The 22325-nt window shown below is 52.9% G+C and carries 15 protein-coding genes; 12 read left to right on the top strand and 3 right to left on the bottom strand.

Features of this window, described 5'->3' with window-relative positions; all coding sequences use genetic code 11:
* Positions 1-9: 9 nt before the first annotated feature.
* From SAQUA_RS00325 to SAQUA_RS00315, 3 genes are all read right to left on the bottom strand, one after another.
* On the bottom strand, positions 10-378 hold the full coding sequence (locus SAQUA_RS00325) for a hypothetical protein (RefSeq protein WP_380679802.1): 369 nt from the start codon (positions 376-378) through the stop codon (positions 10-12).
* Positions 375-10916 carry a hemagglutinin repeat-containing protein gene (locus tag SAQUA_RS00320; RefSeq protein WP_404413118.1) on the bottom strand — a complete coding sequence of 3514 codons (10542 nt, stop codon included), beginning with the start codon at positions 10914-10916 and terminating at the stop codon, positions 375-377. The genes SAQUA_RS00325 and SAQUA_RS00320 overlap by 4 nt, the downstream gene beginning before the upstream one ends.
* A gap of 74 nt (positions 10917-10990) precedes the next feature.
* A complete protein-coding gene (locus tag SAQUA_RS00315) occupies positions 10991-12715 on the bottom strand; it encodes a ShlB/FhaC/HecB family hemolysin secretion/activation protein (protein ID WP_380678588.1) in 1725 nt (574 codons plus the stop codon).
* Positions 12716-13220: 505 nt separating this feature from the next.
* Here SAQUA_RS00315 and SAQUA_RS00310 point away from each other — a divergent pair.
* From SAQUA_RS00310 to SAQUA_RS00255, 12 genes are all read left to right on the top strand, one after another.
* The gene (locus SAQUA_RS00310) at positions 13221-13961 is read left to right on the top strand and encodes an XRE family transcriptional regulator (protein WP_380678590.1); all 741 of its coding nucleotides are present in this window, start codon (positions 13221-13223) and stop codon (positions 13959-13961) included.
* A 517-nt stretch (positions 13962-14478) separates the two neighbouring features.
* Positions 14479-15021, top strand: a complete 543-nt coding sequence (locus SAQUA_RS00305) for a hypothetical protein (protein ID WP_380678592.1) — start codon at positions 14479-14481, stop codon at positions 15019-15021.
* A gap of 3 nt (positions 15022-15024) precedes the next feature.
* Positions 15025-16605, top strand: a complete 1581-nt coding sequence (locus SAQUA_RS00300; protein WP_380678594.1) for a DUF3383 domain-containing protein — start codon at positions 15025-15027, stop codon at positions 16603-16605.
* 9 nt (positions 16606-16614) lie between these two features.
* Positions 16615-17055 (top strand): DUF3277 family protein, encoded by a 441-nt coding sequence (locus tag SAQUA_RS00295; RefSeq protein WP_380678596.1) that lies wholly within the window; start codon positions 16615-16617, stop codon positions 17053-17055.
* Between the two features lie 2 nt (positions 17056-17057).
* Complete coding sequence (locus tag SAQUA_RS00290; protein WP_380678598.1) at positions 17058-17465, top strand: phage tail assembly chaperone; 408 nt, start codon at positions 17058-17060, stop codon at positions 17463-17465.
* A gap of 11 nt (positions 17466-17476) precedes the next feature.
* Entirely contained in the window at positions 17477-17653 is a 177-nt protein-coding gene (locus SAQUA_RS00285; protein ID WP_380678600.1) for a DUF6889 family protein, read from the top strand.
* The gene (locus SAQUA_RS00280) at positions 17643-19433 is read left to right on the top strand and encodes a lytic transglycosylase domain-containing protein (RefSeq protein ID WP_380678602.1); all 1791 of its coding nucleotides are present in this window, start codon (positions 17643-17645) and stop codon (positions 19431-19433) included. The genes SAQUA_RS00285 and SAQUA_RS00280 overlap by 11 nt, the downstream gene beginning before the upstream one ends.
* Positions 19433-20041, top strand: coding sequence for a phage baseplate protein (locus SAQUA_RS00275; RefSeq protein WP_380678604.1), 609 nt, complete (start codon positions 19433-19435; stop codon positions 20039-20041). The genes SAQUA_RS00280 and SAQUA_RS00275 overlap by 1 nt, the downstream gene beginning before the upstream one ends.
* Positions 20038-20346, top strand: coding sequence for a phage baseplate plug protein (locus SAQUA_RS00270; protein ID WP_380678606.1), 309 nt, complete (start codon positions 20038-20040; stop codon positions 20344-20346). Before SAQUA_RS00275 ends, SAQUA_RS00270 begins: the two co-directional genes overlap by 4 nt.
* Positions 20346-21437: a hypothetical protein gene (locus tag SAQUA_RS00265; protein ID WP_380678608.1), complete on the top strand. Its 1092-nt coding sequence runs from the start codon at positions 20346-20348 to the stop codon at positions 21435-21437. The genes SAQUA_RS00270 and SAQUA_RS00265 overlap by 1 nt, the downstream gene beginning before the upstream one ends.
* On the top strand, positions 21437-21805 hold the full coding sequence (locus SAQUA_RS00260; RefSeq protein ID WP_380678610.1) for a hypothetical protein: 369 nt from the start codon (positions 21437-21439) through the stop codon (positions 21803-21805). Before SAQUA_RS00265 ends, SAQUA_RS00260 begins: the two co-directional genes overlap by 1 nt.
* A 261-nt stretch (positions 21806-22066) precedes the next feature.
* A complete protein-coding gene (locus SAQUA_RS00255) occupies positions 22067-22324 on the top strand; it encodes a hypothetical protein (protein ID WP_380678612.1) in 258 nt (85 codons plus the stop codon).
* Position 22325: the final 1 nt, after the last annotated feature.

Here is a 22325-nt window from a genome sequence, read left to right as displayed (position 1 = left end):
GGTGTTTGACTATATTAGTTGCAACGCTTTCATGTCACACAATAAGTCTTCACGTTCTTCTCCCCCTAACTCTTTTAGTAACTCATCAAGAGGATGGGCTGATAAAATCTGTTTAATTTTTTTTCGATGGAACATTTCAACATGTTCAGGGCCACGCGCAGCCATTAGTATTAGGTTAATAACTGCTAACATTAATTGTTCGATAGGGAGTTGATAGACCTCCTCATATTGATAAGAAGCATATCCTACTCCATCGTCATCTTGTGGCACCCCCGAAGTACCCCTAGCAATATTTTTCAACTTTTGACGACAGCCATCATAGCAACACTCTAAAAAATCCTTTTTAATTTCATAATAATCAACACGATAACCACTCATTTTATATTCCTCGGGGTTAATAACATGTTATTGTTATCCAAGACGTTAACTTGAATACCGGGATATTTTTTCTGGAACTGATTTACCACACCTAAGCAACTGCCACAGGCAGGGCGCTCAGTAAAGATGGTTACACTTCCTTTCGCTGAAGTGTTGTTACCTAACTGGTCTGCAAGGTTATCAAGAATTTTATATTCAGAGTCAGTGTTCCTATCGATAGGCCTACCATCACTAGCTTTCAATGTTTGGTATTGGAAATTCTGACTTCCTTCTCCTACCAACCCTTTACCAGCATTATCGACTCGACTATGTGCTGCCATCTGCTTTGGCATACCAGGTATATCAATTTCAGCAACAGCAGCATTACCAGAATTTTTTACTTTTGAAGATAATCCAGCCCGAACATCAATTACCATCTGTCTAAAAGGCGTTAATTGGGCTTCCGTCACCCTTGTCAGAGTGAACCCCGCAGCCTTAGCACCATAAACCATCCCCACCGTATCCTGGATGGTCATGGCTATCTTGGCCCAGCCAGGAACCTCGTTGATTGCCTGCTGGTATTTGGTTGCGTAGGCGGCATCCTCAGCTATCTTGGCCTTGGCCTGTTCAGGCGTATAACCCTGGTCTATCAGCTTGAGCAGATCACGCGAGTAATCCCCGATTAAATCGCCGAACTTTGCCATTTCCTCTGGGAACTGGTCGCGTAAGTCGTAATAGGTCTGGTATTCCGCATAACCCTGATAACTGTCTTTGGCAGCAAACGCCAGTTTCAGCTCATTAACACAGCCCGCACTGGCTCCATTGGCACAAGCATTCTTCAGATTTGCATCACTGGTAATATCCTTTTGCGTCAGCTCAGCCAGATCTTTTACTTCACTATCAGTAATCGTGCCATTGGCCAGTTTGGCTTCCAGTTGCTGTTGACGGATCTTATCACTGGCGTTGAGGTAGTTATTCTCCGTCGCGTTCTTACCCGCCTGAGCACCCGCCAGAGCGTTAGCACTGCTATCACCCGTCACACCACCCGCCAAGCCTGCCGCCAAGGTCGACAGCGCACTGATATTCTGCTTCTGCTCCTCGCTCAGGTCTTCCGGCTTCACGCCCGGATACAGTTGGCTGACCAGATAACGCGCCGCCAGTTCGCCACCGGCTGCACCCGCTGCACCTGCCGCCGCGCTGTTGCCGCTCATTTCTGCCGCTATCGCGCCCCACACCGCATGGGCCAGCACGTTGGCGGTATCATTACCTTTGGTGTACGCCTTGATTTGCTCCGCCGCATACGGGCTTAATCCCCCCGCAATCGCCGCAGCCATATTCCCGCCAGCTAACCCCTGCAACGCCGCCGTTACTGCCTGAGCCGCTTTCTGCAGGTCGCTGCCGGTGCCGTATTTCTGCATTGCGGCTTGGTATTCCGGCGTGTCACGCAGCGCTTTCTCATCACCTTTCAGCGTCGGATTGGCCTTCAGCGCCGCTTCCAGCCCGTTGATATCCCCCTGGGTGCGGAGGATATCCATCGCCTGACCACCAATCTCCCCTATCAGCTGCGCTTCCCGCAACCGGTTCTGCTCCTTCTCTTTATCAAAGATCGGCGCAATACTGCCGTTGGCATTCTCGGTGTCACGGCTCAGGTCATTCACATCCTGCTGCTGGTTCGCCGGGTCACGAATGGTGATCGTGCCATCACTCACCGCCGCCTGTGTTGTCCCTTCGGCATTCCCACTGTTGTTGGCACCCGCCAGCGACAGGTTGTTGCTGTTCGACAGCACGTTACCCAACAGGCTGCCGCCGGTGCTGAAGCTGCCCCCTTGGTGCTCGGCCTTGAACTCCGCCTTGTTCTCGATATCACTAAAGCCAAGCGTGCCGGTATCGAGCTTGTTCTTCTCTGCCGGGGCCGTGCTGGCGATAACCGCACCGTCCAGTTGCGTGTGGTTCCCCACCGTAATATCGAACCCACCTTGACCCGCGAAGATGCCCGTCTGTTCCTGCACGCTATCATAGTGGCTCTGCAACTTGTCACGGCTGGTCGAGAACTGTGCGCCGCCGGTGCCTGGGCCAATCGGCACCGACAGACCGCCCGATACGCTGGTCTGCTTGGCATCAAAACGGTCGCTGTCCTGCTGGCTGCTCAGCGTCAGGTCGCGCCCGACGTCCATCTTCACGCTGTCACCGCTGACTTGCGCGCCACTTAACGTGGTGTCGCGTCCGCTGGTGATGTTCACTTTGTTGCCACTGTCGACAGTGGTTTCCGTCCACTGCGTGCCGTTGCCGTTCTCGGAGCCTTGGCCTTTGTTGGCGTTCGCCGAGGCCATCACGCCTGCCGTTGATACATCAACACCCACACCGAAACCGCTGCTGCTGTTCTTGCCACTGCTCTGCTGGGTATTGGCTGCGCCGCTGAGCAGTATATCGCGTTCAGCGCTGAGCGTGGTATCTCCACCGGCTTTCAACTGGCTGCCCGCAATCACAATATCCCCACTATTAGCGGCAGGGCCTTTACCCGTAGCGGTCACCGAGAGGTTATTGCCCGCCGTCAGCGTCGAGCCACTTACCGTATTCGACTGCGAATGGGACTCCGAGGACGATTTCTGGCTCCCCAACGAGGCACTGACCCCCACGGTGTTGTTGATATTGCCACCTTTGGCCTGCTCCAATGCCACCGCTTGACCGGCCTGCACGCCAGACAGCGCCGCTTTGGTGCCCTGCAAGGCGGCAAGACGACCATCGGTTTCTTTCTGGGCCTGCTGAACGGTGTTCACCGCCGTATTCACCGCGCCACCTGCCGCACCCGAGAGTGCCACGGTCAAGCCGCTACTCTTCTGCTCGAAGCTTTCATCGCGGCGACGGATATCATGGCCTGGGTCGATCTGCACGCTATCGCCGGTAACCGACAGGTTCTGGCTGGCTAACAGGTCAGCACCACCGATATGCGCTTTGCCCCCCGCCACAATATTCACATCCCCACCGGTCGAACCGATGGTGCTCACACTCTGGCTCTGGGTGATACCGTCTTCGTTCACCTGATGGCGTGATGAGGCGCTGCCGATGGTGAACCCCAGTCCGCCGCCGCTGAATATGCCACTCTTTTTCTTCTCATCCAACCGGTAGCTTGATTGCTCTTCGGTCGCAGCCACAATCTCGACGTTATTGCCTGCCTGCAGATCCACCTTGCCGTCACCAACCACCGATGAGCCTTTCACCGTCAGGTCATTGCCTGCCAACAGCGATACGTTGTCGCCGCTCAGCATCGATCCTTTTTCCTGCGTGGCGTAGTCTTCCCGTACCGTATGCGAGGTAGTCTTCGACAGGAAGCCTTTCTTGGTTTTGGTTTCTTCAAAGAAATGATAGTCGCTTTCGGTGGCACTGTTGAGCGTGACATCCCGCCCGGCACTCACCGCAACGTCGCCGCTGGCCTGCACCTGCGCCGCATTCAGGGCCGCATCCCGGCCCGCACGCAGCGTAGTATTGCCCCCGCTGGCAATCTCGGTGCTCTGCTGGCGAATAACATCGTCCACCTGTTGCCTGCCACCACCCTGGCTCTCGCTGTACTCACGAGTCTGCTGGGTATTGAGGTTAACATCGCGCCCCGCGCTTAGGTTGACATCGTTATCCGCCACCATCGCAGCCGCCTGCGAGTTCAGATCGCGCCCAGCTTCCAGGTTCAGATCGCCGCCGCTAGCCAAAGTACTGCCCGTTGCGGTACTGCTCAGGGCATTTTTACTCCCACTGCTCCCCCACTGCGTCAGATGTTGTTCATCCTGGCTGGCATTGAGCGAGATGTCCCCCGCCGCCTTCAGTCCAACGTTGCCCTTTTCACTTTGCACTGTGCTACCTTGCAGCAGAATATCTCCCTGCTCGGCAATCACCGTCACGCCCTCTTGAGCACTGAACCGACTGCCATGACCAGTGTCGCTGGTGATCTCGCTCTGGCGCTGACTTTGCGATTTACCCACCTTGTTCTGTTCGCTGTCACTGTCGCTTACCTGCTGACGCGCTTCCTTGATGGTCACTTGCTGTGCGCTCAACCCAATACCGCCAGATGCACTCTCAACCTGTGCCCCTTCAGCCACAAAGTTGCCGTCAGCCAGAATGGTGACGCCGTTGTCACCGCTTAATCCGCTGGTGTGAAGAGTATCTGCCTGGCGGCTGTTGCTAACCGTTGAGGTGCGGCTATTAGCCTCCAGATGCGTGCTGTTGGTGGTGGTATCCGCCAGTAACGAGACATTGCCTCCCGCCTGAACCTGCGCTTTGCCCCCAGCGCTGGCCTGGCTGCCTTGCAAAGTAATATCCTGGCCCGCCTTCAGGCTAAGGTTGCCCCCTGCCTCCAGGCTGCTGCCCAATGCCTGCTGCCATTCACCGCTGACCTGGGCCATCCGCTCACCGGCCTCTTCCATCCCCTCGCGTTTACGGTTACCCATTGCTCCGGAGATAACACTCACATCTGCCGTGGTGGTGCTGCGCGCGGTGGTGATGTTAATGCTGTTGCTGGCACTCAGGCTAAGGTTTTCAGTAGCGCTAAGCTTTGCCCCCTGCAGGCTGATATCGCCGCCGCTAAGGCTGAGCTCACGCGCACTCATGCTCGCCTGGCGCAACGCATCCTGCAGGTTGGTGCTCAGGCTGATGCTGTCGGCCTGCACATTGATCGAGTCCGCGCGAATATCGCCCCCCTGGTGCAGGAAGGTGCCGGTATCAATGCTCATGGCCTTGTCAGCGAACAGGTTGCCCGCATTGTTGATACTGCCGGTAGACAGTTGCAGGTTGCCCCCGGCAATCACTGCACCATCGCCAGTTACACGGACCGTGTTGTTAGCCAGATAGACTTTAGGCACCCAAACGGTCTGCGGTCCTTCGGCTGTCTCAACCGTTTCACTTACCAGCCAGACGATATCCTGCTGCAAAGCAGCAATTTGTGATGGCGTGAGCGCAATGCCCGGCACCAGTTGGAAATCGTCCGCCACTTTGATGCCGTTATTCATCAAAGCCTGGTATTGCGCCATCGCATCATCGCCTTTCAACGATGGCCTGCCGGTCAGCATCAGCAACTGTTCACGAACTACCCGTTGCTCATAGTAACCATCCCCCAGGCGTTTGTGCACCTGGCTTGGGTCATACCCCACGCGCTGCAGCAAATAGTCACTACTGAGGAAATTGTTTTTGTTGGCAAAACGCGGGTCGGTTACTACAAGGAACGGACTATTTGCCGCCGTTTGCTGGCGGAACAGGCCATTATTGGGAATAGTCGTCGCCACGCTAGCCAGGTGCTGTTTGTCGGTTAACGCCAGTTCCCCCGGCGTCAGTGGCTGGCTGCTTCCCGCTAGACCAGTATCGGCCGCCTGCCAGTCACCGCCATCGACGTTCACAGCCAATGGATTGCGCTCCCATTCGGCACGCTCGGCCACAGCAGCATTCTGCGCGGCATCGACCGCGCTGATTTGAGCCTGGTTGACCGTGGTGTTTTCCAGGTGTGCACCGCCGATCGTCACATTGCCGTAGCCGCTGATCACCCCGTCAATAGTGGTCAAGACGGTGGTTTCATCCAGATTGTTGGTTGGGTACCAGTGGTTGGTGTCACGGTCGTAGTGATCGACCATAACCTCCTGTCGCCGCTCATTCACCGAATACCCCCGGTTGATGATGTTGGCCGTGCCATCAATCACCAGGTTTCCATTGGAACTGATGGTGCTGGCATCGTTCAGCAACTGCTCGCCAATATGCAAGGTCATATTGCCGCCGGAGAGCAGGTTGGCCCCAATACCGGCAGAGATCAGTTTGTCGCTGGTCAGCGTACCGGTTACCGAGCGCTCACGGAAGTTATTGTAGTCGGTCACAAACGGCGCAGCGGCGATATCAATATGCAACTCTGGGTTCCATTGTTCCAGCGATCCCCAGTCATGCTCCCGCCATACCGTGTTCTGGTAAGGAGTCGGTACGGTATTCTGCCGGAAACCACGCGTTTCATAGAACGTCATGGCGTAGCTGCCGTCGGCATTCGGAATAAGGGTCAGATAGTTCACCCACAGGCTGATCAGTTGGCCATTATTGTCCTTCACCTGCACTTCCGCCCTTTTGGTGGCGGCATCAATATTCAGCAGCGTGCCGTACGGATTACTCACGGCAGCTGCATCGTCACGGAAGGTCAACTGTTGGGTGGTCGGTGCCATAGTGCTCAGATCGGTATTTACCCCGGAATCGTAAGAGCGCCAGTAGTAGTTGTAACGGTGCCAGTTGTATTCGCTGCTCTCTGCTTCACGCGCAATCTCCAGCCCTTCACGCAGGTTGTCAAAACGCTTGGCAGTCAGGGTCAGATCCCCTTCCGCTTCAATATTACTGGCTCGGTTTTCAATCAGGTCACCGCTGGTAAGCTGCAGCGTACCAGCACTGTATATCAGCGAACCGTCGCGGTTGGTCAACCGCTCACCAGTCATCAGACTGATGTTTTCTGTGGCAGCAATCAGCGCCTGGCGGCCATGGTTGTCGATGACCCGGCTGTTGATCGCCAGTTGGTCCGCCATCAGCGTGGCCTGGTTGTCCAGGTTGTCAACATCAAGGGTCAGCGTATCGGCTTCGATACGCCCCTGATTGACCAACGCTCCGGTGGTCAGGTGTAACTGGTTACCCACCAGGCTAGCCAGGTTGGTCAAATGGGCACTGTGGATCGTCAGATCGCCCGGTAATAGCCAGTCTGCCAGGTTGGTCAACACGCCTGCCACGCTGAAGGTCACGGCCGTGTTACTGCTGATAGTATCCCCAGCGCGATGGGTGTAATCCTGTTGTACGCTAAGCTGCAGCGCCTGTTGGCTGAGCAGGGTTCCCCCTTGGTTATCGAGCCACTGGGTGGCAACCGTTAACCCACCGCCGCTTTGGACCGTGCCGCCTTGGTTAAATAGCGACAGGGAGCCACCACTGATGTTCGTGGTGTTATTAGCCAAGATAAATCCTTGGCGGTTATCCAGCGAGTCCAGCTTTGACAGGGTCAGGGTGCCCGCGCTTTGCACGCGCCCGGCGGTATTGTCCAGCGTGCGGGCATTTATTTCGGTCTGTGTGGTGCCAATCAGCAATCCACCGTCGCGGTTGTTCACCTGCTGGGCATTAACGGTCAATGCGCCTTGGCTGCTGATAACCCCTTGGTTGCGATTATCTACACTCTCGCCATTGAGCGACAGTGCCTGGCTAGAGACTAATTGACCACCCTGATTATCCACACTGTCGCCGCTCAGTGTGAGTGCACCGCCGCTGTGGATTTTACCCTGCTGGTTTTCGAGCGCGTTGAAGTGATAATCGCCCTCACCCTGGCTGATCACCATGCCCGCAACGTTGTCAAACTGGTTGGTAGTAAGCTGGAGATTACCCAAGCTGCTGATCACGCCTTGCGCGTTCAGTAAGCGCTCAGCCGAGATTTGCTGGGCCTGATTGGCACGCAGCGTACCCTGCTGATTATCCAGCAAACCAAGGAGCTGCAAACCGAGCTGTTGCTGGCTGTCAATCACCCCTTGCGTGTTCAGCAGCTGTAATGCGTTGATCTGCATCCCTTCACCACTTTGCACTTTGCCCAGACGGTTATCCAGCGTATCGCTTAGCGTCAGTTGTAGCTGTTTTTGGCTATAAAGCAGGCCATTTTGCTGGTTATCGATGCCTTGAGCACTTATCCATAGCTGTTCACCCGCTAGCAATTGCCCCCCTGCGTTGTATAGCACTCCGGCAGGCGCACCGCTGGTGAGCCCTTGCAGCAAAAGACGGGCTTGAGCACCGATCTTCCCGCCCTGATTGGTGATGTCCTGAGCAACACGCAACACCAGATTGGCGGCAGACTGCATGGTGCCGTATTGGTTATTCAAGTTGGTCGCAGCCAAGTCAGCATCCTGTTGGCTGACCACTTCCCCCAGTTTGTTGTCGAAACCTTGGCTGATCGTCGTCAGCGTACCCAGGCTACCGATCCACCCTTGGGTGTTAAAAATGTTCTCGGCCTGCAAGCGCTGTGCCTGCTGGCTGATGATGTTACCGCTGCGGTTATCCAACTCGCGGGTGAACTGCATATCCAGGCTATCTAACGCCTGGATTTCACCCTGCATATTGGTCAGGCTGAGCGCACGCAGCGTGCTGCTACCGCCGCTGGCCAGCTTCCCGCTCTGGTTGTTCCATGCACCGCTAAGGTTCAATGTCAGCGCTTGCTGGCTTTGTATCAAACCTTGCTGGCGGTTGTTCAACTGTCCGCCATTCAGTGACAGCGCGCTGCCGCTTAACAGCTTGCCCTCATCATTATTAAACAGGCTGAGTGCTCCGCCTTGCCAATAGAGGTTCTGCTGCGCCGTTAACGTACCCGCTTGGTTATTAACGTTGCCGGTAGTGTTGAGTGTTAACTCACCGCCGGATTGCAACTTGCCCGCCGTATTGTCCAGGCTGCCTACAGTGACTTTGGCCTGTTTTACCCCCAGTGCGGTGCCTTTACGGTTATCCCAGTTCCCTGTAGTGCTGATATCCAGCGTATCGCCCGCTTCTATCAGCCCTTGCTGGTTATCGATCGACTGACGAGCGTCAAGCTGCTGTCGTCCTTGGCTGATCACCTGGCCCTGCGCATTGTTCAGCGCCTGCGTAGCAAGTTGCAGGTTCTGACCACGGATCTCACCGGCACTGTTGTTCAGCGTGCCCTGGCTGTTCAGGGTAAGATTACCACCCGATAATAGCTTGCCATGGCGGTTATCCGCCCCTTGCTGCGTAGTAAGTGTCAGGTGTGACTGGCTTTGCAGTGTGCCATGCAGGTTATCTAAACCACCTATATCCAGTTGCAAGCTGCCGTTACTGCCAATAACCCCGGACTGGTTAGCCAGCAGAGCGCTGACACGCCAGTGTTGTGCCGTGCCATCCAACGCCACCAGCCGACCACGCAAGTTGTTGAGAACTGAGGTATTCAGGCTGAGTTGCTGAGTTTCAATGCTACCGTCGGTGTTATCCAGTGCACTAGTGAGGGCAAAGCGGCTTTCACCAGTACCCACCTGTGACCAGATACCCGCCTGGTTGAACAGGCTGTTGGCGGTGATTTGCCAGTTGCCCGCACGGATTTGCGCCTGCTGAGAGTAGAGATTACCCTGACTGTTTACGGTGAGCTGCTGGCTATCAACCTGCGCCTGTTGCAGCGCTACATCCCCGGCAAACGACGTCAATACCGCCTGCTTGGCCGCCAGACGGCTCTGGCTGATATCCACTCTGCGGCCAGTAACGCTGACCTTGTTCTGGCTCATCAGGCTGCCACCGGCATGAATATCTGACTGGCTTTCAAGCGTTAAATCCGCCGGGCGGACCAGGGTGCTGTTTGCATCACTACCCGCCAAAAGATGCCCTCTGCTATCTATGGCCTGTGCGGCTTGCAGCGTGACATTACCACCCGCTGCCAAGGTGCCGGATTGCTTGATCCCTCCCTGGCGGCTTTGCACACTGAGCTGACCACCGCTATACAGTTTGCCATGATGTTCAACGCTATCTCTGGCCGTAAGGGTAATGTCCCCTCCGGCCTGAGTGTAAGGCTCTGCCGTGCCAGCCTGCCAGGTCAGTTTACCTTCGCTGTTCACTACCAGGGTTTTTTCGGCCTGCAAATGCCCACCCTGATTGCGCACGCCAACCCCAGCTTCTGTACCAATCATGCGAATGTGGCCGCTGTACATACCGCCCATCTGCCCCATATCGATCGCCAATTCAGGGGCATTGCCGTCTGTACCCGGCAGGGCATCGATCACTTTGCCATCTGCGCTAATTTGGTTGCGCCCCGCAGTCACAGAGACGCCCTCTCGCGCCCAAACCCCAGCGTTCACCTGCACTGCTCGTGCCAGAATATCGACATACTCGGTGTCGTGGCGCGGGTCACCATTAAGGCCACCGCCTTGAACCTGGATCACTCCGCGTTCGACCCGATAACCGGCCACACTACCATCCGCATTCAATTGCGGTTTACCGGTGGTGAGGGTCATGCGCCCGGCATTGATGGTGCCGCAGCCGTCACACATGATACCTGACGGGTTTGCCACCACGACTTGCGCCTTACCGCCCGCGACCTCCAGAAAACCGCGTAGTTGGCTAGGGTTGTTGCTGTTGACTTCATTGATAATGACTTTGGCAGGGGCCGCATTCGGGTCAAGCTTGGCGTTCCCCTGAATGTAACCGGCCAGTTGGGTGGAGGTCATCACCGCAGAGTTATTGAGGATCGCACCTTGCTGGCCGACATCGAACTGCTGGTACTGGTTATGCGATACTCCAGCCGGATTTGGCGCATTAATATTGACCTGCGGCAGCCCGTTCTGGGTATTGATCACCTCAGGGCGCTGTGCGGGTGCCAATTGACCATCTGCCACGATACCGTTGGCCAATACGGGTTCGGCAAACAGAATGAGACCAATCAGCCATAGGGCAGGACGGAGCGTTACCCACAGGCGGGAGGCACCCGTTCCACGGCTTTGCCCGGGTTGGGTGCTGCAACTGCGGGCCAGTTCGGATACCACTCTCAACTCACCTTGAGTTCGGCTGAAAATGATGCGGTAGCAATGTTTATTCATGGAGCAAATTCTCTAATAAATCTATTAAATAAGTAAAAAGGTGTCTGCTTGTTGTTTCTGGTCTGCCGTAGTGGCTAGATTTGCAGGTTGATGCTGAAACCGGTGGTCACACCCGAGGTGTGGAAGCTTTCTGGCTTGTAAAGCGGAACGCCGGCAAACAGGTCATAGCTGAAGCGTTGCCACAATGCTCCACGCAGGCCCAGTACGCTACCTGCCAACTGTTTCCCTGCCAGATCACGAGTTCCGGGGCCATCTACCCGGCCATAATCCAGCCCCCAATACAGTTCATGGTCACTTGCCAGCATCTTCCAGGCCAGTTCATTGCGCCAGATCAGGCCTTTTTCACCGGATAAGCTCTGCTCGCCGTCAAACCCGCGTACGGTGTAGCGCCCGGCAATCGTCAGGCGATCTTGTGGTGTAAGTGGCTGATTACTCCATTGCCCGCGCAGGCTGGTGTTGAAACGCCAGGATTGGCTAGCCCACAGGAAAGGCTGGTTGAAGCTGATATCGCCCATCAGCATGCTGGGGCGAGACGTTCCACCGTTATAAGCTTCTTCCGGTGCAGGCAGCGCACCAAAAGCGCCGATCCCACGCCGCCAATTGATGTTGGCATCGAGGGTGGCATCCCCGAGATAGCTGTGTTGGTTAAGCCCAAGCTCCCAGCCTGTTACACGCCGTTCTTGTTGTGTAAGTTCAATGTCGCCAACTGCGTTAGTCGAGTGACGGCGGTAGCCACGCATGTTGAGCGTGGTTTTGTGGGCCTGATTACGGAACAGCAAACGCGACACCGTAAACTGGGCATTTTCACTTTTTCCGCTGTAGGTGAGGATCTCGTTGGCATTAGCGATATTCTGGTTGTAGTTGTAGTCGCTGTAGTTGGCTGCGAAGCCCCAGTAACCAACAGGAATGCTGTAGTTGACGGTATGGGAACGGCTGTCGTAGGGGCCATCGCGGAACAGGCTTCGGCCCAGGTTGACATAGAAAAGATCGTTCTGAGCAAAGGGGGCATCTATGGAAAGGGTGGCAGAACCCTGATATTTGCCGGTGTTTTCAGAGCCGCTATCATCCAGCCCGAGGCTGAGATGGACCGGACGGTTCTCTTTCCAGGTGATCAGCAGATCGCTGGTCGCTTCTTGCAAACCCGGCACAATCTTGATATCCGCCTCAGCGTTGGGAACTCGCTTGAAGTTCTCCAGAGCCTGTTCAATATCGCGTAGGTTGAGAATATCCCCGGAACGCGCTGGGACGGCATTCCATAATCTGGCGCGATAAGATACCGGTTCAGCAAAGCGGATATTGGCAATGCGGCCTGGTTGAAGGGTGAGTGTAAATACACCCTTGGTGAGATCCTGCTCTTGTGCCATGACACGCGTGGTGACATAACCCTGCTCCAAAAGGGCATTCTGCACTTTATTGATCACCAGCAGGATCCCTTGTGATCCCAGGCAACGGCCTTTAGCACCATTGGCAGCGTCAAGTGCCCATTGGAAACGGTTGGCTGAGTCCCCTTCCAACGTAAAACGGTTAATGGTAAAGCACGGGGATTCATTGGCCGGGTAATCGGGTAGTGAAACACTTGGCCGGGTCAGTCGAACGTTGGTTTCTGGGTTATTTTGCTGCTGTATTGCCCGTTCACGCTCTTGCTGACGACTTTGCTCTTGGGCATCAATGGCTGCAGCATTCTGTGACGCGTTGGGTGGGAGCATGTTAGCCGACACCAGCGCCACAGGTTGTACTGCCAAACAGAAGAGACCGGCCTTGAAAAATAGCGCCAAGTCGCGAGCATTATTACGATTCATCCTTGTAACCTTTAATTAATTTAAACAAAATAATCACCCGCCGGTATCTGGCAGTCATGCACATATGTTGATAGCAATGATTGAGCAATGCCTTGCCGCCCAAGAAAACTCTCATCAGGAGTGAATAAACAAGTGAGGGCAACACCAAATACGCTGAGTGAAAATTGAGCGAATGATACCGGTAGAAAGGCAAGGTGACAATTGTTAGTTAAACAATATTTAATTAACTTGGGCTATGCTGGTCCAGCCACATTTAGCGAATGTGAACTGCACACACGCCATTTAGCAGAATGGCTATGTATTTATACTCGTCATACTTCGAGTTGCATTTGTGTTGGCTTTCATCGCTCACCACAGTCACTTACCTAAGTAAGCTCCTGGGGACTCACCGCGTTACCACCTTCACGCAACACGAATTATTTAGAACAGAGGATGGGCTTTTGGGGCGTCGTTAATGTGCGTGCTGCACCTTGCGTATCACGCACATTAATGAAAAAATGACAAAATGGAAAACCAAAAGAAACTCCCCAAAGAAATCGATCCCACCGTGGGTCGTAACATCAGGCATCTCCGCATCAAAAAGGGGTTAAACATTGCCGATCTCGCTAACGCCATAAGCAGTGACGTGGGTAATATCTCGCGTCTTGAAAGGGCTAAGCAAGGTTATAGCGATGAAATGATCAGAAAGATTGCTGATTTCTTTGGCTGCCCAGTTGCAGACCTGTTTAAGCCAGACCTCCCTTTCGAGCAACCGTCGACAGAGTCCGATATTCAGCCTACCAGGCTAAAAGCGACAGTGTGGGAAGAAGGGGAGCAAGACAGTGAAGAGTTTGTGGAAATACCGCTGATCGATGTTCATTTCTCTGCTGGAAGCGGATGCATGGAACTTATTGAAGAAGAAGAGTTTGCACTGATTTTTCGCCGCTACTATCTACACAAGCTGGGGATTTCAGCAGCGGCTGCGAAACTCGTTCGCGTGATAGGCAACAGTATGGAGCCGCGCCTGGCCGATGGTGATGTTGTTGGTATAAACACCGACGATACCAGGATCAGGGATGGTAAAGCCTATGGCATACGCCATGGCGATTTATTACGCGTTAAGTACCTGATAGAACAGCCCGATGGCGGTGTGATTATTCGGTCAATGAATCGCGAAGAATTTGCTGATGAACAGCTCTCTTATCAGCAAAGAAAAGAACAGTTGGTCATTCTTGGCCGAGTGTTCTGGTCATCTTCCACCTGGTAATACCCCTCCCTAAAATCTGCTAGCTACCTCTATCCCATTGACCCAGAAAGATTTCTTTCTGGGTTTTGTCCGTTATACCGTGCTGAGTACCAAAGCAGCCCCTACCGCGCAAAAATAGTTAACCAAACATTTCAATTAATTAAGTGCGTACGCATTTAATTCCGCAAATATGCATTTGACGCATTTGCTAATCACGCATAGGCTGTATGCATAAACAGTACATTTGGTAGGAAACCACACAAGCAGACGCATCGGGTGAGCGACGTAATCACCCACCGACCCCGAATAGGGACCGATCGGTAAGTTCTTTATGGAAAGCCTGTTTATCCCGCCATTGTCTCCACGAAGTGGCGAAACGTGCAGATGGGTCAACAACCCCTTTGCACTGTGCCCTATCACTTACGTTTGTCAGGAATTAACAACATGCCAATAACGCTGGCCGACTCGTGTGTCGCTTACGGTCTCGAATTTATGTGGATGTATTGTCAATTGCTGCCATTCGGCGGAGGGAAAGTGAATGAATAACAGCACCGAACCCGGCTATTTGACCCCGCGGCAATCACTCCAACTGGATGATCTGGCGCTGGAACAATTACTGAGCCGGTGGGTGTGCGGCGTTTCCGGGTTACCAGCCGCCTCGGTACTTTTACGTTGGCTACCGGAACAACCACCACAGCCCGCCGCAGATGTGGATTGGTGCGATCTGGGGGTGATGACCCTGACTACCGATGCCGCGCCAGCCTTGGTCAATCAGTCTGACGACAGCGTAGCGCTCTGGCGGCACGACGGCGTTGAAGTGGAAATCAGCTTTTACGGTCCCAACGGTCAGCACTTTGCACGCTTGTTCCGTGACGGTCTGACTCTCCCGCAAAACAATGCCGAACTGAACGCTGCTGGGCTGTCATGTGAGTCCTACGGCGCGGTGGTGTCCGCACCCAAGCTGGTTAAGGACCAGTGGGTACGCCGCTACGATCTGAAAGTTCAGTTGCACCGCAAAGAAATCCGCGAATACGGCGTTAAATCGCTGGTGGCCGCACCCGTTAAATTTTTTGGAGATTAAAACATGTCACTACAGGGATTACCCGTATCCAACATTGTCAATGCGACAATCAATATGAGCGCTCGCACCGCGCAGTCGCGTAACTTTGGCGCATTATTGGTGGTCGGTTCCTCACCGGTGATCGACGCCGGTGAACGGATCCGCGCCTACAGCGATATTTCAGGAGTGGCAACAGACTTTGGCATGAACACGCCGGAGTATGCCGCCGCCAATTTGTACTATCAGCAATCGCCTCGTCCGGTAACGCTCTTTATTGCCCGCTGGTTAGAAACTGATACCGCAGCCATGCTACGTGGGGCGGTCTTGACCACGGAACAAAAAAACCTCAGCCGTTTTACTGCGGTAAAAGATGGGGCGCTGAAGATCACCATTGATGGTACCGCCAAGACAGTGAGCGCACTCGACTTTTCAGCAGAAACCAACCTCAACGGGGTTGCTCTCAAACTGAGTAGCGCACTGGGCAACGCCACCGTAACCTGGAATGGCAGCCAGTTTATGGTTGCTTCAAAGACCACTACCGCCGCTTCCGTTGTCACCTTCGCAACGCCGGGTACTGCGGGAACCGATCTATCAGAGTTAATGGGGCTGGCACAAGATACCGGCGCACGCCTGATCCCCCGCCAAGAGAAAGAAAGTATTCAGGCCTGCATCGCTGAATTGGCGAACATCTCTACCGCCTGGTACGGCCTGGTTATCGCGAATACCAACCTGAATGATGATGATGTCCTGGCCGTGGCAGCATTTATCGAGGCTGATGGCGTATCACGCATCTACGGCCACACCGTGCAGGATCCCGCAGGGCTGGAAGCCTACCTGCTTACCGAGAGAAGCGTCGTTATCCAGTCAGAAGATGAAAATGGTCTACTGGTAGAGCCTGTCGTCGCGGGTACCCCGACAAATCTCTCGGCCTTTGCCGCTAGCGGTGATATTACCAGCCTGTTGAAGGCAAGGAAGTTTTCTCGCACCTTTGTGCAATATTCCAGTACTACCCCTTATGCTGCCGCTTCACTATTTGGCCGCGCCTTCAGCGTCAATTTTAACGGCAATAACACCACCATCACCCTGAAGTTTAAACAGCAACCCGGTATCGCCGCCGAAACATTAACCCAGACGCAGGCGAACGCCCTGGCAGAAAAAAACTGCAACGTATTTGTCAACTACAACAACGATACAGCCATTATCCAGCCAGGGGTAATGTGTAACGGCGATTTTATCGATGAGCGCCACGGGCTGGACTGGTTGCAGAACTTTGTCCAGAACAACCTGTTCAACCTGTTGTACACCAGCACCAGCAAGATCCCACAGACCGACACTGGCGTAACCCGCTTGCTGACCAACGTAGAAGCCTCACTGGCTCAGGCAGCAAATAACGGTTTGGTGGCGCCAGGGGTATGGAATGGTGGGCCTGTGGGCATCGTGCAACCTGGGGATACCCTGACAAAAGGTTATTACACCTACGCCAACCCAATCGCCGAACAGGCGCAAGCCGAACGTGAAAAACGCCTTGCCCCAGTGATCCAATGCGCGATCAAGCTGGCTGGCGCGGTGCACTTTGCCGATGTGATCATCAACGTAAATCGCTAAGGAGCGAACATGTCTACTTACAGTTTTATTGACGTCTCGGCCAGCCTGGTTGGTCCGACGGGAGTTATCGACCTTGGTTATGGTTCAGCCACCTCAGAAGAGGGGATCACCGTTACGATGGCTGAAGCCAAGAATACCATGACGGCTGGGGCTGACGGCGAGGTAATGCATAGCCTGCACGCGGGTAAAAGCGGCACGCTTTCCGTCACGCTGCTGAAAACTTCACCCACCAACAAAAAGCTCTCGCTGGCGTATAACGCACAGAGCCAGTCGTCGGCATTATGGGGCAATAACGTGATTACGGTACGCAACAGCGCCTCTGGTGATACTACGGTAGCGCGCAGTGTGGCATTCCAAAAACAACCCGATCATGCCAATGCCAAAGTGGGTAACACCGTTACCTGGGTATTCGACTGCGGCAAAATTGATCAAGTGCTTGGGGAGTTTTAACGGTGGAATTTGAACTGAAAGACAACCACTACCGCGTGGCAAAAATGGACGTTTTCGCCCAGTTCCGCTTATCCCGCAAGCTCCTGCCGATGTTGATGGGGGTGATTGGGGATCCTAAAAACATAAAAAACGGCGGCACAAGCATGGAAACCCTACTGCCGAAAATGGCAGAGGTTATCTCAAGCATGAGCGATGAAGACTGTAATGCCGTGATTTACCCCTGCTTAGCTGTGGTGTCACGCCAGAACGGCAAAACATGGTCACCGGTGTTCTCCCAGGATGTATTGATGTTTGACGACATCGATATGATGGACATGCTGCAGATTGTTGGCCGTGTCGTGGGGGATGCGCTGGGGAGTTTTTTGCCTACAGCCCCCGCAAACGGGATGGATATCCTGCCAGCGGGTTAACCCTTGATGTCTTGACCGGTGGTGAAGACTGGATCCTACGCCCGGTTGATGCCGGGCTTATCCCCTATACCGCCCTCAAAGACGGTACCGTTGATCTGGGCGACATCGCCCTGATGAACGACTACCTCGATCTCAAAGCAGATAACGCGGTGCGGATTGAAAAATGGAGAAACGATCATGAATCCTGATGCGATGCGTGATTTTTTAATCGGCTTTGATGAAGCGACAGCAACCCGCGTTACACAAAAGCTGAAAGATGTCACACACCAGGTCGTGAAGCTGGAAACAGTCATGGGTTCTTATGATATGCATGACTTTTTCATCAATCTTGATTTTGGTGTTGATCAGGCGGCGGCAAGCCGCTTTACACAAACGGTACAAGACATTGCACATAGAGCCATAAAGATGGGCGCTGCGGTACAAACCGCAGCGCTGGAAGTGGCGACGTTTACAACTAAAATAGCCAGCAATCTGGATCAGCTCTATTTTTCCGCCCAGCGCACCGGCGGCAAGGTAGCAGGGATCGAGGCCATCAATTACGCGGCCTCACAGGTTGGCGCATCCGCGCCCGCCGTACAGGATTCACTGGCAAACTTCACACGCTTTCTGCGCCAATCACCCGATGCAGAGGGTTACCTGCAACGCCTTGGGGTGCAAACGCGCGATGAGCGACAGCGTGCACTCAGCCCGGAAACCCTGTTCACCAAACTAGGCAACCGGCTGAATCAGATGCCATTGAACAGTGCCAATCAGCATGCGCAAATATTCGGTATCAATGAAGACACCACGCTGGCCATGCGTAACGGTTTGGGCCAGTTCAGTACCCAGTATAGCGAGATGGCGAAAGCCATCGGCTATAACGCCGAATATTCTGCGAAACAAGCCAACCAGTTTATGACCGCAATGCGCGATATCACCGCGCAGTTCGGCATGGCGCAAAACAAAATCGGTGGGGAACTTGCCGGTGGTTTGGCCGTAGAGGTTGAGCAGTTCAGACGCGGTATTATTGATAACTGGCCAAAGATTGAGAAAATCCTTACTGCGCTATCAAAGGGCATACTTGCGCTGGCCCACGTTACCAGGATCCTGGCAATATACGCCATCGAAAGCATCAGCACGCTGATAGATTGGTGGGAGAAACTGGATGATAGCACCAAAAACATAATTACCAGTGCGGGTGTACTGCTAGTAGCCTGGCGGCTCTTGAACACGGCATTCATGGCCACACCTCTGGGTCTTATTCTATCATCCGCCGCTGGGCTAGTGTTGCTGCTGGAGGATTTTCAAGCCTGGAAAGAAGGTAGCGAAAGCCTGATTAATTGGGGGAAATGGGAACCCGAAATTAACTACGTCAAGAATGGCTTGAAAGAGATAGGTGAGAGTTTCATTCCCGTAACGAAAAATGCCGGTGAATTGTGGGATGCGGTAGGCGATCTGGTTGTGAAGCTTGCGGAGATGGTAGGGATAGACCTGAGTAAATTTTCGTTCAAATCTATTTCTGACAAGATTATTGACAGCATCAAGGGTGCAAATGCGCTGCTTGCAGCCTTACTACACTCGCTCACGTTACTGGTAAAAGGTGATTTTGATGGTGCCTTCAAGTCGCTTAAAGATATTGTGCTCGATGATAAACTTTTGGGTTTCTCGCCCAGCGCAAAATTTGGAAAGTTTGTTACTGATAAAGTTCTTGACCAGATAAATAATATTGAATTGCCCTCTTGGCTCTCCTTACCTTCAGTAGAGTCAATGCAAGAGATATTGCATCGGACCGGGGAAAGTATGCCTCTTTACAATTACGGAATGATGTTTGGTGCCGGGCGGTGGAATAATGGTTCTTCTATTAACCAAAAAACGTATATCACGGTTAACGGCTCCAACAACCCGCAGGAAACGGCTTTTGTCATCGCCGATCGGCAGGTTGCCGTAAATTCCAGACTGACGCAGCAATCAGAGAGGGCCAGAGTATAATGGATATCCTATCGGTTTTATTCTCCCAGCAGAAACGGCGTATTGGAACTATCGTGCCAAGTGTCGTTATTTCAGAACGTCACACCGATACGCTGGTGATCACAGAACATCCCGTGGAAAAAGGCGCTCCGATTAACGATCACGCCTTTAAGCAACCCGCTGAAATAGTCATGGAGCTGGGCTTTTCTGGTGAGGGCTCGCTGCTGGACCTGGCAGATACCACAAGAATGTTTGATATGAACACCGGGCTTTCAATGGGTACCTCCCCACGTGATATCTATCAGCAACTACTCGATCTGCAGAATAACCGTCAGCCATTCGATGTAACAACCGGAAAGCGACATTATAAAAATATGCTACTGCGCTCCCTCGATATCACCACGGATAGATACAGCGAAAACGTGCTGATGTGTGTATTGACAATGCGTGAGGTTATTATATCGGAAACGTATGCAATAGGCGTGGTCCATAAGGATAATATGGCAGCAGGGGTTAGCACATCGCCTATATATAATACCGGAATGAAATCTCCCGTTCCGGCAAATAAAGCTTTGGTTCGCGACACTATCAACAAACAGCGGCGCTCTTTACAAGGTGGTACCAGATGAATATACAGGAAATACCGCTAAGCCCAATTAACCAGCAATTCAGCATATCGCTTGGCGGACAGCTATTGAATATGCGCATTAACTGGTGTGACGATGCAGGGTGGATATTAGCTCTGATAGATAGCACCGGGGATACACTGATTAATGGTATGCCGTTGGTTCCGGAGGTTGATCTTTTAGAACAGTATGCTCATCTGGGCATTAACGGTTCCTTGTTCGTGGTTAACGATATCGCAGCAGAGGAATACCCGACAAAAACGAATCTTGGCATTAGTAGCCATTTATATTTCGTGCAGGGGGAATAATGAGACAAAACTGGATACGCCACTTCGAGCTACAGTTGCTGAATCACAATGGGGTGGGCGTTAACCTGTCAGATTTCAAGGTTAATTTCAAGATTGAATGGCATGATATCAATCAGCCCCGTATCGCAACCTATATTAAGATATATAACTTATCAACGGATACCACCAACAATATTATCGGCAAAGAGTATTCAAAGATCCGCATTATCGCCGGTTATAGCGGTATCGCGCCGGAGGTTGATGCCAGCCAGGTGGGAACAGTTCGTCCCGTTGATCCAACACAGAGCGGGCAACGGGACGGACAAAACTTCGGGATGATATTCAGCGGTGACATTCGTTTTGCCATTACCGGCAGGGATAATCCGACAGATACCTTTGTATTAATCCAGGCGATCGATGGACATGACGCCTTTATCAACTCGACCATCAGCCTAACGCTGGCCGCAGGCTACACGCTGGAGGATGAGTACAATATTCTGCTAAACAACCTTGCACCATTCAGCATTACGTCCGGCTTCAGGCCCGTTTTTCCTCTGTCACGCTCGCCACGTGGCCGAGTATTTTACGGCATGACGCGGGACTATCTGGATAATATCGCCCGCCAGTGCAAAGCAACCTGGCAGTTTGTTGATGGTTGTCTGGATATGGTGCCAAAGGACCAGGCTGTCCATCCGGCTATTGTACTCAATAGCGAAACCGGTCTGATAGGTATGCCGCAGCAAACCATGGATGCAGGAGTAAACGTGCGTTGTCTGATTAACCCGAATATCCGGCTTAACGGGCTGATCCAGCTTGACCAGGCCTCGATCTATCGCATCGCTCTGCCTGATAGTGCGATTCGAGCCGCCAAGGATAAAATCATCCCCGCCGAGACGAACGGCATTATCACCACAGAGATCCCAAGCGCAGACTCGAAGTCGGAGTCGGAAAACCTTCCCGCCAGCCTTGCCACCGATGGTATCTATATAGTACGTTCTATCACTATTACAGGAGATACACGCGGTCAGGATTGGTATATGGATATGATGTGTGAGGCACGTGAAAACACTGACAAGGTAAGTGACTCTACACTTTTAAAAACTGGTGCGTAATGAAAAAGATATTTTCTTTATTAATCGCTTTGTCCGCTTTATTTACTTCCAGCGCTGTTTTCTCGGCAGGAAAGCCTTATATGAGATGCGGCGATTTTGTTTTTTCAACGAGTGGCACTGATGATGGCTTTGTTCGTATCAATGGCGCAAAACCAGAGTCGCAGAAGATAACCTTCCTGAAAGCAAAAGAAGATTACGACAACATCAAAATGGTGTGGCGCATGGCAACCAACCAGCCAGGACTATGGATTGCAATGGAATATATAAAACGTGATGGTAAGGCATTCCTGAACACTCAGCAACTCCGCGCCAGCATGAACGCGCCAAAGGTGTTTGGAACTTACGATTGTGTGAGAATTAAAGACTAAGCGTAGATAAACCCGTTTATACCGAATCGCCCTGCACGAAGTGCGATTCGGGCCGCCAAGGGAAAAATCAGTTCCGTTGCAGGCTCAAGCTCGGGGTGTTGATATGGTGTGTGAGGCGCGTGTGGCTGGGGATTTAAAATCACAATCATCTTTTGGGAGAACAGCCTGAGCATTATGAGACTATCTATATTCGTACTGTTAACAACTTTGTCAACCGTAGCACACAACGCAAACGCTAATTTCCAGTGCGCAGGATGGCGATTGACGGGTAATGATGATGGCTGGGTTCGTGTTAATGGTGAAAAAGTGACATCACAAAAAGTTAGATATCTCGGCAAACAAGGAGATGAAGCAAATACTCAGTATAACATGGACCTTATGCCTTCCCGGGACGGCAATATGTATGGCTTTGAGTTTATCAAACGTGATGGCAAAGCGTGGCTCAACGTTGAACTACTCCGTACCCGCATAGACGCCCCGAGAGTTATCGGTACTTACGACTGCGTAAAGATTAAATAAA

Origin of the sequence: Serratia aquatilis, from assembly GCF_044865145.1 — a bacterium.
Classification (GTDB): domain Bacteria; phylum Pseudomonadota; class Gammaproteobacteria; order Enterobacterales; family Enterobacteriaceae; genus Chania; species Chania aquatilis.
Note: the sequence above shows the minus strand (reverse complement) of the source record. Positions and strands in the feature narration are given on the sequence as shown.

What these genes read in the sequence shown, in the direction of transcription:
- SAQUA_RS00270 (WP_380678606.1), top strand. Translation starts at nt 20,038, where the DNA reads ATGAATATACAGGAAATACCGCTAAGCCCAATTAACCAGCAATTCAGC.
- SAQUA_RS00280 (WP_380678602.1), top strand. Translation starts at nt 17,643, where the DNA reads ATGAATCCTGATGCGATGCGTGATTTTTTAATCGGCTTTGATGAAGCG.
- SAQUA_RS00315 (WP_380678588.1), bottom strand. Translation starts at nt 12,715, where the DNA reads ATGAATCGTAATAATGCTCGCGACTTGGCGCTATTTTTCAAGGCCGGT.
- SAQUA_RS00260 (WP_380678610.1), top strand. Translation starts at nt 21,437, where the DNA reads ATGAAAAAGATATTTTCTTTATTAATCGCTTTGTCCGCTTTATTTACT.
- SAQUA_RS00325 (WP_380679802.1), bottom strand. Translation starts at nt 378, where the DNA reads ATGAGTGGTTATCGTGTTGATTATTATGAAATTAAAAAGGATTTTTTA.
- SAQUA_RS00310 (WP_380678590.1), top strand. Translation starts at nt 13,221, where the DNA reads ATGGAAAACCAAAAGAAACTCCCCAAAGAAATCGATCCCACCGTGGGT.
- SAQUA_RS00320 (WP_404413118.1), bottom strand. Translation starts at nt 10,916, where the DNA reads ATGAATAAACATTGCTACCGCATCATTTTCAGCCGAACTCAAGGTGAG.
- SAQUA_RS00275 (WP_380678604.1), top strand. Translation starts at nt 19,433, where the DNA reads ATGGATATCCTATCGGTTTTATTCTCCCAGCAGAAACGGCGTATTGGA.
- SAQUA_RS00305 (WP_380678592.1), top strand. Translation starts at nt 14,479, where the DNA reads ATGAATAACAGCACCGAACCCGGCTATTTGACCCCGCGGCAATCACTC.
- SAQUA_RS00300 (WP_380678594.1), top strand. Translation starts at nt 15,025, where the DNA reads ATGTCACTACAGGGATTACCCGTATCCAACATTGTCAATGCGACAATC.
- SAQUA_RS00265 (WP_380678608.1), top strand. Translation starts at nt 20,346, where the DNA reads ATGAGACAAAACTGGATACGCCACTTCGAGCTACAGTTGCTGAATCAC.
- SAQUA_RS00295 (WP_380678596.1), top strand. Translation starts at nt 16,615, where the DNA reads ATGTCTACTTACAGTTTTATTGACGTCTCGGCCAGCCTGGTTGGTCCG.